Source organism: Haloarcula hispanica ATCC 33960 (genome assembly GCF_000223905.1).
Taxonomy (GTDB): Archaea; Halobacteriota; Halobacteria; order Halobacteriales; family Haloarculaceae; genus Haloarcula; species Haloarcula hispanica.
This window is the reverse complement of the sequence record NC_015948.1, coordinates 1,022,814-1,034,570: the sequence shown is the minus strand read 5'-3', so window position 1 is coordinate 1,034,570 and position 11,757 is coordinate 1,022,814. Positions and strand designations below refer to the sequence as shown.

Below are 11,757 nucleotides of genomic sequence, written 5' to 3'. Positions count from 1 at the left end.
GGGCCTCAAAACGGTGCCGGCAGTCCGTCGATCGCATGCCGAGAATAGTATTGGTTTAACAATAGTTAGAGAACAGGAGAAATACCATCCTGAATTAGTAAAATTTGTAGTAATAGTACGCCGATATCTTAGCATATTTGTAGGATGACCAACGTAGAACTTCGAAGGAATGGGGAGACCGACGAGCGTTGCGGTGATCGATGACGATACGGACTATAGACAGCTCTACAAACTTTGGCTTCCGGAAGAATACGAGGTTATAGAGGCCGGTGACGGCCGTACAGGGTTACAGCGGATTGACGACTCAATCGATGCGGTACTGCTGGACCGGCAGATGCCGAAACTGAGCGGCGAAACGGTCGCCGAAAAGCTCCGACAGCGGTCAGTTACCCCTGCGGTCGTAATGATCAGTAGCGTCAAGCCGGACGTGGATATTCTGGACATTCCCGTCGATTCGTATCTCAGAAAGCCTGCCGACCGGGATACCCTGGTGTCGGTACTCTCGGCAGTTCAGCGCCGGTGCGAATACGAGACGGAGCGTCGGGAACTCCTGGGACTTGCCGACCGACGAGACACAGTCGCTGACGCTGTCCGAGCGACAGCGCTCGCGGAGAGCGACGCGTACAAGCGGGCCGTCGAACGGCTGGAACAACACGACGTGTCACTCGCCGACGCAGCGTCCGAACCGTAGCGCGCAGTGCATTCCAGTTCAGACACAGAGGGTCGTCAGACCGCGGATTCGATGCAAGACAATAGGTTTTAGCGGGCGCGGGACACCGTAGCGGGTATGGAACACGTAGACGTCGCCATTGTGGGTGGTGGCCCGGCCGGGTCGTCGGCGGCCGAGGCTGCAGCCGACCACGGGGCCGACGCCGTCCTTCTCGAAAAGGGGGTCCCCAGAGCCGACCGCGAGGGGGCGGGGCCGGACTCGACTGATGCCGCCGGGCTGCTCGATTACTGGTTCGACATCATGGACATTCCACGGTCGGAGTTCCCCGAGGATGTTGTGCTGAGCGAACTCGACGGGGCGAAGTTCTACGGCCCCTCGACGGAGATGACGCTCACGGAGACCGGTATCAGCGCCAGCGCCGACGGCTTCGGCATCACGTTCCACCGGGCGCGGTTCGACGACTGGCTCCGCGAACGGGCGACGGAAGCGGGCGCGGACTACCGCGTCGGCGTCAGCGTCACCGGCGTCGAGACCGACCTGGGGAGTTCGCCACGACACACCGTTCGGCTGGCCAACGGTGAAGATATCGCCGCTGAGTACGTGATCCTCGCGGATGGCCCACAGCGGACCGTCACTGGCGGGACGCTCGACCAGGTCCTCCCGGCCGGACAGACGATGGCCGACATCATGCCCTCGAACAAGGCCAACCACATCGCCTATCAGGAGCACCGACGGATGCCCGAGGAACTGTTCACGCCGGAGTTCATCGAGTTCTGGTGGGGCATCATGCCCGGCCACACGGCGTATCCGTGGATTTTCCCGAACGACGCCCCCGTCGCCCGCATCGGCCTCACGATGCCCATCGGGTTGGACATCGACGCCTACGACCGCAGCGAGTGGGACCTGCTCAGAGAGAGCGACGAGAGCATCCCGCAGGGCCGGCAGTACATCGAGCGACTGCTCGAACAGGAGTTCCAGGCGTACGATCTCGAGGACTTCCCGCTCGTCGAGGACCGCGGGAAATCGAAAGGGACGGAGACGTACCCGATCTCCTCGACCCGACCGATAGAGTCCCCGGTGGGTGCCGGCATCGCTGTGGCCGGCGGGGCAATGGGGACCACCTCGGCGTTCCACGAGGGCGGCGACCACGTCGCCGTTCGCACCGGGAAGATAGCCGGTCGCCTCGCCGCGAACGACCGCCTCGAACGGTACAACGACGCCTGGCACGACGCCATCGGCGACGAAATCCTCCGGAACGTTACCTTCGCGGACATGGTCCGGGACTGGCGGCCCGGCGACTGGGACCGGGCCTTTACCACCGCCAACGACCTGATGGACGCCCGTGGCATCAAGGCCGACGCGGCGCTCCGTGGCGGCCTCAACGGCATTAAGATGGTCCTCGGGTACAAGTGGGGGAAGTTCTCCTACCGCAACGGCAAGTACGTCCAACTGCGCGAGGACGACTACGCCGTCTGAACGTCACCCTTAGGTGTGCGACCGGCGAACTGCTAGTGCGTGCCTTCAATCCCCGACAGAGACCCGTCACCGGGACGATGACGACCCGGAGAACCCGGGCACGCGACATGACCGCGGTTCATACCGCACTTGGTCGTCTATCGACGACCCGCCAGACGGTTGCACCGTCTGGGCGTTCGGTGATTACGCCATAATCACCCGCGCTCGCGGCTACCACCGCTCGCGCAATCGGTCGCCGTATCCGGCGACCCGCCCGGCACGAGGGTTTGCCGGCTGACGTGGCACACCGCCGAGGATGATGCCGGACGTTAGTGTTCCGGGCGTACATTTCGAGTCTACTAGTGGCAATATTTGACATGATACGGACAGAGCCACAGTGGCTCTGCTGTGTCACTGAGACGAATTTCTCCGTGATGGTACCCTGTTAGCCGGATCTTCGGGAACCGTTGATAGTGGTATTCCCAACAGTAGGGCTGTCGAGTTGAGTCACATCTCTCAGATTTTCACAGTCTCGATAATGCGGCTGAGTGGCCACTATTGCCCGAGATTTGAAAATTTGCTCGGGGTGCGTTGTCTGTTTCCGCAGCCGATGTCTGTATGATAAAGATATTTGCAGTAACATTTAAATATAGATTGGTTGACAGCATAGTTGTAGCTTAGATAATGTTCAGAAACGATCAGGATGGTTCGATTTCCGAGCGGCGTAGCTTCTTGAAAACGGTCAGTGCCGCTGGCCTCGCATGTCTCGCTGGCTGTAGTGGAGACGGCGGTAGCGGCGCTGGTGGTGACGGGGATAGTGGCAGCGACGGCAGTGGCAGCGACGGCAGTGGTGGAGACAGCGGCGGCAGCGACGGCAGTGGCGGCAGTACAAATTGGACAGTTGGAACGTCAGGGCCGGAGACGGCGACTCACGCGTCGGGGGTAGCGATGGCACAGCTGCTCTCGGAAAAGTCCGACGACATCAGCATGAGCGCCCAGACGACCGGCGGGACCGCCGCAAACCCTCGGTTGATCGCTCAGGGAGACATCGATATCGCCCAGAGTACCGACTGGGCAGTCGCGCGCTCAAACAGCGGCGGAGACCCGTACGGGGAACCGGTCGGGAAGACGATGACGCAGGTGTTACCGTTCATGACTCTGGAGTACTACCTCGTCAGGCGGACTGACGATGCACTCGAAGGCATCGAGTCGGTGTCGGACATTCCCCAAGACGGGTCGGTCTCGATGGCGTTCGGTCAGCGCGGCGGGACGAACTACTTCGCGGGCCTTGACGGGTTCCGACTGTCCGGGATCGACAACGTCGAGGACAAGTACGACCTCCAGTCGATGAGCTGGGGAGACCAGGGGGCACAGTTCGCTGACGGCCGTCTCGATATGATGATGGTCTACGGAGTCAGCCGTGAAGTACTGACCGGGTGGGCGCAGGAGGCCGGCGCACAGGCCGACGTCGCGGTCGTCAACTGGGAGTTCGACGAGTCAGATTTAGCCAACTCCGATCTGCCCTACACGTACATCGAAACGCCGGCCGGCCTCTGGGACGGGCAGGACATTCGAATGGACTCCATTCCGGCAGTTGGCGTCGGCTATGAAACTATCTTCCCGGCCGAGGTATCTGAGGAGTTGGGCTATGAGTTCGTCCGTACCGTCATGGAGGACATCGACGCGGTCCGTGAGGCGAGTTCAGTGCTCTCTCGCGCCGGTCCGGACTTCGCGCAGGAATTCATACTCCCCTCGCCGAACGCACCCGTCCATCCCGGCGCTGAGAAGTATTACAAGGAGCAGGACCTCTGGAAGGACGGACTGACCACACTTGAGGAGTATGAGGGGTAACGCGAGCGACCCGTCTCTCGTCCGCCCACCCCATCAACGCCAGCCATGACGGGGGAACACACAACCGGGAGCTGGGTCGACCCGTCCCGGGTACGCATGGCCAAGTACGGGTTCCTGATAGCCTTGGGAGTCGCCTCGACGGTCTATCACCTCTGGTTCACCCAGCTGTTCCCGTTCGAACAGGACCAACACAAGATCGCCCACCTCGGATTCATGCTCGTCGGGGCGGCTGTCCTCGCGTATACCCCCGAACCCGAGACGCGCCGGGAGCGGTTCGGAAACTACGCGACGCTATTTGAGGCCGCTCTCTCGGCCGTCGTCGCCGTCTACCTCTTTACGGCCTTCAACCGCATCGTCTACGAGCAACTCGGGATATACACCGACCTCGACTTGTTCATGGGGCTGTTGATCATCCTGCTGTTGTTGGATGTCTGCAGGCGGGTTTACGGTCCGATGCTGTCGCTGGTCGGCGTAGCTGGCCTTGTCTATGCGCTGTATGGCCCGTATTTCCCGGGTATTTTGAACCACAATGGAGTTCAGGCCGAACGACTGGTGCAGGGTCTGACAGTTGAGTTCGGCAGCGGCGTCTTCGGCGTCATTGTCGAGGTTTCGGGGACGTTTATTATTATCTTCATGATCCTCGCGGGGCTGTTGGAAGCGTACGGCGCGCTGGAGTATTTCGTCCAGGTCGGAACGCTGATCGGCAAACGGGTCCGGTCCGGATTGGCGCAGATGACGACGGTCGCGAGCATGGGTATGGGGTCGGTCAACGGCAGCGCGGCCGCCAACGCGGCGACGACGGGCGCGTTTACCATCCCGTTGCTCAAGCGTCACGGGCTCGATAGAGATACCGCAGCGGCCTACGAGGCGGTGGCCTCCAGCGGCGGCCAGATTATGCCACCGATCATGGGTGCAGCGGCATTCATAATGGCCGAGATCACCGGGACGAGCTACCTGAAGATCATCGTCATCGGGTTCCTGCCGGCACTCCTGTTCTACGGAACGGTCGCTATCGGTGTTCATCTGACAACCGTCAAAGAAGGGCTCACGAGCGAGATTGACGAGGAAGAACTGACCGACGTAGAGACGGTCGACAGGGATCGGAAAAACGCACTCGATAGGATCTTCGGCCGAACGACAACCGCTGTTTCCTTCGGTCAGATATCGGTTCGTAACCTGCTCGTCGAGGGGCTCGCGCTGTGGGTCCCGCTGGCCGTTCTCCTGTACGCACTGGTCGTTCTCCTGTACGATCCGCTGTACGCAGGGTTCCTCTCGATAATGTCCGCGTTCCCGGCCGCGTTCGTCCAGGGGATCTTTTTTCGCGATGGCTACGGAATCCGCGACTTCTTCGTGGACACTATGGACGGCCTGGGCCGCGGGATGGAAAACGCAGCCCCGATTGCGGTGTCGCTGGGCGTCATGAACATCTTCGTCGGTGTGTTGAACCTCACCGGGTTCACGCAGGTGTTCGCCTCCAGCCTCGTTGAACTCTCGGGAGGCGTGCTCGCGCTGTTGCTCATGTTCGCGATGATCGCGGCGCTTCTCTTTGGTCTCGGGATGCCGACCGTCGCGGCCTACATCACGGCCGTGCTGCTGATCGCACCGGCACTGACCGAGGCCGGTGTCGACCTGCTCGCCGCGCACTTCTTCGTGTTCTACTTCGCGATTCTCTCGGCGCTGACGCCGCCGGTTGCCATCGCCTGCCTCGTCACAGCCAGGGTCGCAGGCGGGAATTTCTGGCGGACTGCCGGAAAGTCGCTCGTGCTCGGGGCGCCGCTGTTTGTTCTTCCGTACATCTTCGTCGTCAACGATAGCCTGTTGTTCTGGTCGGTTCCGGCGACACCGATTACGTTCGTCGTCGTGGGAATCGGTCTCGTCGCCGCCGTGGCAGCCATTGTCAACTACTTCTCTGGCCAACTCAGGATTCCGAGTCGCGCCGGGCTACTGGTGGCTGCGGGAGCAGCGATGTTCGCTCCGCTGGCGCCGATGACCGCTGCCGTACAGACCGTCGCAACACTCACCATCTTCGCGTTGCTGTACATGGAGGTGAGATACGATTCCGGATCCGAAACCGGACAGTCCGAACAGGCCTCAGTCGACGACTGACCTGCCCGCCATAGGTCAGGTCTTAGGTCAGCCCGAGACGCTGACCGACACGGTATCGTTCCCAGATTCTAGGGTTTTAGCGGCCACTGAATCTGTCCGTCGCGTCGGCTCAGTTCGTACTTGAGCCAGCGGGTGAGTAGTTCGACGAAGGCCTGTTCGTCCTGTCTGAACTGGCCCGACCGGGAGTCACGAGCAACGAAACAGACCGTCCCGAACAGCTCACCGTCGACTTCGATTTTCGCACCGAGGTAACAGCCGATACCGTACCGCTGGTATGCGGGGTCGTCACCCAGACCCTGCTGCTCGGCGTTGTAGACTGAGAGAATCCCGTCGGATTCGACGGTTCGTCGGCAGTAGGTCTCGGAAAGCGATGTGATGTCGCCGGGGGCGGTGAGAGACGGTTCGCCGCTGGTAGCGATTATTTCATGCGTGCCCGCCTTGGGATCGATTGCGACGAGATGGCCCTGATCGACGGCAAGATACTCGACACCGAGTTCCAGTACGTCGACTAACCGCTGTTCGAACCGGCGGTCTGTATCGTTCGTGACCTCGTAGAGTTTCTCTCGGTAGCGTTCGGCCGTCGCCTGTAGCCGCTCCCGTTCGATCTCCTCCGTGATGTCCTTGACCACTTTCGCAAAGCCACGGGAGTCGCCGTTTTCCCGGAGTTCAGTGATGGCCACATCTGCCCAGAATGTGCTCCCGTCCTTCCGAACGCGGAGCCCGCGGTCGGTGGCCTTGCCGCATTCCCCGGCTTCTCGCAGCAGTTGGTCGGGAATGCCGTCGGCCACCTGTTTCTCTGTGTGAAACGTCGAGAAGTGCTCGCCGAGGATATCAGATTCCTCGTACTGCATGAGCTGTTTCGCACCGGCGTTCCACGACTGGATGAGGCCGTCGGGGTCGAGCAGAAACATCGCGTAATTCTCGACCGCATCGACGAGTAGCCGGAACCGCTCGCGCTCGTGTCGCAGTTGTTTGTCGAGTTCTTCGCGGTCAGTCCGGTCACGGACTACGCAGACGGAGCCGTCATTTGCGATACTCGCGACGGTGTGCTCGCCGATGAACTGTGTCCCGTCGGCGCGTTCGAGCAGTGTCTCACCCGTCCACGTCCCGTTCTCGTTGACAGCCGGGAGTATTTCATCATCGACCGTTTTGAGGCTCTCTGCCGAGTGGATTTTCTGCCAGTGTTCGCCCAGAAGCTCGTCGCGCTCGTAGCCGAACGTGGCTGCGTAGGCGTCGTTCAAATAGGTGAACCGACCCTCGTCGTCCAGTGTGCTGATGCCGTCCCAGGCCGCGTTCATTGCGCGGTGACCACGCGTGACTTGCAGTTCGTCTCTGCGGGCTTCGACCGCGTTTTGCACCCTGTTCGCTAGCACCGTGTACTGGGACGTTCCCGGTTCCTTCTGGATATAGTCCGTGACACCTGCGGAGATTGCCTCGGCCGCGATCTCTTCGCTGCCCTTCCCAGTGTAGAGGATGAACGGAAGCTTCGGTGCGTCCTCGCGAATCCGTTCGAGGAACTCCAGCCCGTTCATGCCAGGCATATCGTAGTCGCTGATAATACAGTCATACGTGTCCTGCGGGCGGTCCGTGATGACCTCGTCGACCCGCATCGCGGTGTCGACGCTGAATGAATCCATGGCCCGCTCGAGATATGCCGCAGTTAGATCGGCAAAGTCCGGTTCGTCATCGATATGTAAGACGCGCACTGAACCAACCATCTGTTTGAATGTTGTACAAAAACGCTAATAAGACGTTTGTCATTTCAAAGTAATATCTCCGATTCAGGTTCTGCTACTGGGTAAAAAGTCGAGAGCGTGATAAAGTGGTAGTTCGGACATAACGCCACTGTAAGCCCCGTTAGCACTGCTTTAGAGTTCACACGATCATAAAAAAACACCAGCTCCCTTGCGTGTGCAAGCCAGGCAACCAATCACATGATTTACAAACGTACTATAGTATGGGCCTGCTGGGGCAGGGGCCGGTCAGAACCCGCTGTTACTGAGGACACCCGCGGCGGACGAGAGTTCACCACTGAACTTCACGGTGACGTAGAGGCCAGTAAACAGCGTGGCGTTGTACGCGCCGTGGATGAGTGACGGAACGACGATGTTGTCTGTGTACTCGTAGGTTGCACCGAGGATGAGCGACGGAATGAGGAGGGCACACACCCCGACAAGTTTGCCCGTGACCGATCCGCCGCTGAGGGCGGGGTAGTGAATGCCGGCGAAGATGACGCTCGCGATGGTGACGCCCGAAATCGGGCCGAAGTAGTCCCGAATGCGGCCCTGAACGACCCCGCGGAACAGCAGTTCCTCGCCCGGACCGATGAGGAGGAACGAGGCGGGAATCAACAGGAGGAGGACATCGGGGTTCTCCATGCCGATCTCCGCGGCCTGATTGGTTGCCGTTTCGATTCCGAACATCGAGACGAGCGTCGTGATGATGACGGCTACTACCACGAGTCCGACCATCGCGCTGGCGTAGCCCAGCACGACGATGGCGGCCTCGCGGAAACTCGGCACAGAAACACCGATATCGAACTCGCCGCTGTCCGCAGAGTAAGAGAACACCTCGCGGAGCTTCGTTCTGATCACCGGTCTGAGCTTGATGTACGTGTACGCGATGACCGGGCAGCCGATTCCCTGGACCGTTATCAGCCCGAGAACCAGCGTCTGTACTTGCGTTATCTGTACTCCTGCACCGAGTGACAGCGAAAATGCGATGGTGAGAAGCAGGATCGATCCGAATCCCAGGCCAATCACCCCCAGCGAGAGCGCAGAGAAGAGCGTAAACCCGTACTGGAAGGCCTGCAGAATCGGACTGTCGCGGGTCGCGGTTGCCATACACTGCTTTGGTCGTGGCGATGTGTAAACAATTCGTTTGGTGTTGGTCGTGACTGCCGGCGGAGATGCCTCAGTCGATCCGCTCTCCGGCCGTCACCGCGGTGTCGAGCCAGTTCGACTCCGGCGGGAGCGGACAGGAGAAGGTGTCGCTATAGGCACAGAACGGCGAGTACGCGAGGTTGAAATCCAGCGTAATCTCGTCGCCGTCGCTCAGGTCGCGGTCGGGTTCCAGTTCCATGTATCGGCCGCCGTCGTAGCTCTGCTGTCCGGTGGTCTTGTCCCGGAACGGAACAAAGAGCGTCCGGGACTCGTCGGCGGCCTGCCGGAACGCGTGGAGTTCGCGGGACTCGCCGTCGAGGTCGAACGACAGCGTCGCGACGTGGAGATAGCGCACCGTTCGGTCGTCGCTCGTCTCCAGATCGACTGACTCCGGCGTCTCGTGGACCGTAACCGTCGCCTCGACCCGATAGTCGTGGTCCGGGTCGAAGTAGCTGAGTCCGTCGAAGTCGTCGCGGTCTTCCGGCGGAATCGGGGATTGGCGGTGCTCCGCGAAGAACCGGTCTTTCTCGTCCCGATTCGCTTGCAACTGTGTCTCCCAGTCTTTGGTGTCTTCGTCCATACAGAGACGGTGGCGGCCACGCAGTTTCAGTCCGGCGACTCGGCGACAGACGAGCGATATCGCAGCGTGAGGGAGTGGGTACCTTATTATACGCCTAGTCCAACTGGATAAATACACAGGGGTGTGTATGGAAGCGACGTTCTACGGTATTCTGGGGGTGGACCCAGATGCCACCGAGGAGACGATAGTCCGCGCCTACCGGGAACAGACGAAAGCGCATCACCCGGACGTGAGTGACGACCCCGCCGCGGGAGAACGGTTCAAGCGACTCACGCAGGCGAAGAACGTGCTCACGGACGAGGCCGAGCGAGCGCGATACGACCGGCTCGGTCACGACGCATACGTCAACAGGCACGTCGACAGCGGCGCGGACGGCGGAACAGCCACGGGCGGTGTCAGTGACATCGCACAGCAGTACGTCGACCAGCGGGTCGACACAGGGACGACGGGCGGGGCAACGGCGAAAGCGACACAGCGGCCCACCCAGACTCGTGGCGGAAGCACGGGCTACGGGACTGCCACAGAGTACTACAAGCCCGGCCAGCGAGTCCGGCCGACACAGCCGTCGGGAGTCGAGACGCTGCTCGATTCACTGCGACGTATCGGTCCGTGGCTATTCGTCCATCTGGCCCTGCTGGTCTGTACGATCATTGCCGCCGTGCTGCTCGCAGTCGGTGGCCTCACCGGGGACCTCTCGCCGGTTGTCGCCAGCGTCATGGCCGTCTCGATGGTGACGATATCGCTGGTCGTCTCAGCGACCCACATGCTCACACACATTTCAGGCTGACCGACGAGGTGTGGTTCGAGCGAGTGCAGTTGCGGCTAGCTGCGAGGCGAGCGACTTGCAGAACAGCCACACTCACGCTAGCGGTCGGAACCAGACAGCAGTGACGAGGACGGCCAACAGGAGATACGACCCGCGAATCAGCAGCATCGTCGCGGTTTCGGGGTCGCCTCGTTGGGCGATAGCCGCAACCGTCCCGAAGACGAGCGCAGCCGCCGCGGCGCTCGGCGGAACCCCGGGCAATGCCACGGACAGCCCGACAATTCCAAGGAGGCCCGCGCCGAACAGGCCGAACGCGAGCCGCCGGGCGCGTTGGTGGCCCAGGACAACGGCGACGGTCCGTTTCTGTATCGACCGGTCGTAGTCGTAGTCCTGCTCGTCGTCGATAATCTTGATGCCGGTCAACAGCAGGAGGAACACGGCCGCGAGACCGAGTGCTCGCGGTGTCAGCGTCGTCACCTGAGCGTAGTAGCCGCCTAGCAACGCCAGCGCGATGCCCGTCGGGTAGCCCATCGTCGCGCCGACGGGGTTCATGTCCAACTGCGGCGCGTGGGTGTACCCGATGACCCAGGTCGGAAGCGTCAACAGCGCCGCGCCGGGACCGACCAGCAGCCAGATGGCCGCCGTACAGAGCGCGAAGCCGAGGGCTGCGCCGATCAGCGCCATGCGACAGCCCGAACCAGTGAGCGGGTGGTCGTCGTCCTCGCCGCGGACGTGGAAATCGACGTAACCGTCCTTGACGTGAGCCGTGTAGACGGCGAAGAACATCGCACCCGCGTGGAGCGCGGCCACCGGCGGCCAGAACCCACCGGAGAGCAACCCACCGAACAGCGAGGTCGCGAGTGGTGGCAGCATAAACACCGGATGGACCTGCGAAGCAAGGGCACTCACGGCCGCGAACGGACCGGTTTCGTGTCGGGCGACTGCCATACGAACTCAAGGCACGGCTGTGGGAAAAATCCCCATCCGCGTTGTTTCGGTACTACCGCCAGTTCGACCGGTCCAGCACGAACCCCGAGATGTGCGAGGCCAATTCTCTGGCAGCCCGTTCGGTACCCGCGTGGAGTTCGCCGGACACCGGGCCGGCCTCGCCGCCGACGCCCTCCGTCTCCGAGATCGGGTCCGTCGTCGTCGGGTACGGTCGGCGGGACCGCACACGGTCCCGAAGCGCCTGAACGGTGGCGTCAGAGAGCTCATAGGACAGGTGCTGGAGGTCGTACCGGACGATGAATCCCCGCGTCGCCTCTCTGACGGCGAGGACCGGGTGTCCACGGTCCCGACAGCGCTCCCAGATCTCGCGCTGGTGTTCCCGCGTCGCGTACACCGGCACGTTCGACGGTGCGAGGTGTTCCATTGCCTCTTTGTACGGGCTGGAAGTGTATTATCCTTCGGCAGTGCCCCGCACAGAAATGCCATGCAGGAAACGTTT

The 11,757-nt window shown here is 61.4% G+C and carries 10 protein-coding genes; 5 read left to right on the top strand and 5 right to left on the bottom strand.

Going from position 1 to position 11,757, the window contains the following annotated elements:
- Nucleotides 1-169: 169 nt before the first annotated feature.
- The 4 genes from HAH_RS05315 (at nucleotide 170) to HAH_RS05300 (ending at nucleotide 6,082) form a co-directional block, all read left to right on the top strand.
- Nucleotides 170-691 (top strand): response regulator transcription factor, encoded by a 522-nt coding sequence (locus tag HAH_RS05315; protein ID WP_023843195.1) that lies wholly within the window; start codon nucleotides 170-172, stop codon nucleotides 689-691.
- A gap of 96 nt (nucleotides 692-787) precedes the next feature.
- The gene (locus tag HAH_RS05310) at nucleotides 788-2,146 is read left to right on the top strand and encodes an NAD(P)/FAD-dependent oxidoreductase (RefSeq protein WP_014039990.1); all 1,359 of its coding nucleotides are present in this window, start codon (nucleotides 788-790) and stop codon (nucleotides 2,144-2,146) included.
- A 663-nt stretch (nucleotides 2,147-2,809) separates the two neighbouring features.
- A complete protein-coding gene (locus HAH_RS05305; RefSeq protein WP_014039989.1) occupies nucleotides 2,810-3,976 on the top strand; it encodes a TAXI family TRAP transporter solute-binding subunit in 1,167 nt (388 codons plus the stop codon).
- A 45-nt stretch (nucleotides 3,977-4,021) separates the two neighbouring features.
- Nucleotides 4,022-6,082 carry a TRAP transporter permease gene (locus HAH_RS05300; protein ID WP_014039988.1) on the top strand — a complete coding sequence of 687 codons (2,061 nt, stop codon included), beginning with the start codon at nucleotides 4,022-4,024 and terminating at the stop codon, nucleotides 6,080-6,082.
- Between the two features lie 68 nt (nucleotides 6,083-6,150).
- Here HAH_RS05300 and HAH_RS05295 read toward each other — a convergent pair whose 3' ends face one another.
- The 3 genes from HAH_RS05295 to HAH_RS05285 form a co-directional block, all read right to left on the bottom strand.
- The gene (locus tag HAH_RS05295) at nucleotides 6,151-7,800 is read right to left on the bottom strand and encodes a PAS domain S-box protein (RefSeq protein WP_023843194.1); all 1,650 of its coding nucleotides are present in this window, start codon (nucleotides 7,798-7,800) and stop codon (nucleotides 6,151-6,153) included.
- Nucleotides 7,801-8,064: 264 nt separating this feature from the next.
- Complete coding sequence (locus tag HAH_RS05290; protein ID WP_014039986.1) at nucleotides 8,065-8,925, bottom strand: CPBP family intramembrane glutamic endopeptidase; 861 nt, start codon at nucleotides 8,923-8,925, stop codon at nucleotides 8,065-8,067.
- 70 nt (nucleotides 8,926-8,995) lie between these two features.
- A complete protein-coding gene (locus HAH_RS05285; RefSeq protein ID WP_008309944.1) occupies nucleotides 8,996-9,544 on the bottom strand; it encodes a DUF1684 domain-containing protein in 549 nt (182 codons plus the stop codon).
- Between the two features lie 127 nt (nucleotides 9,545-9,671).
- Between HAH_RS05285 and HAH_RS05280 the strand changes: the two genes are divergently transcribed.
- Nucleotides 9,672-10,331, top strand: a complete 660-nt coding sequence (locus tag HAH_RS05280; protein ID WP_014039985.1) for a DnaJ domain-containing protein — start codon at nucleotides 9,672-9,674, stop codon at nucleotides 10,329-10,331.
- Nucleotides 10,332-10,403: 72 nt separating this feature from the next.
- Here HAH_RS05280 and HAH_RS05275 read toward each other — a convergent pair whose 3' ends face one another.
- Together HAH_RS05275 and HAH_RS05270 are read right to left on the bottom strand one after the other, a co-directional pair.
- A complete protein-coding gene (locus HAH_RS05275) occupies nucleotides 10,404-11,258 on the bottom strand; it encodes a UbiA family prenyltransferase (RefSeq protein ID WP_023843193.1) in 855 nt (284 codons plus the stop codon).
- Between the two features lie 52 nt (nucleotides 11,259-11,310).
- Nucleotides 11,311-11,682, bottom strand: coding sequence for a hypothetical protein (locus tag HAH_RS05270; protein ID WP_014039983.1), 372 nt, complete (start codon nucleotides 11,680-11,682; stop codon nucleotides 11,311-11,313).
- Nucleotides 11,683-11,757 lie beyond the last annotated feature (75 nt).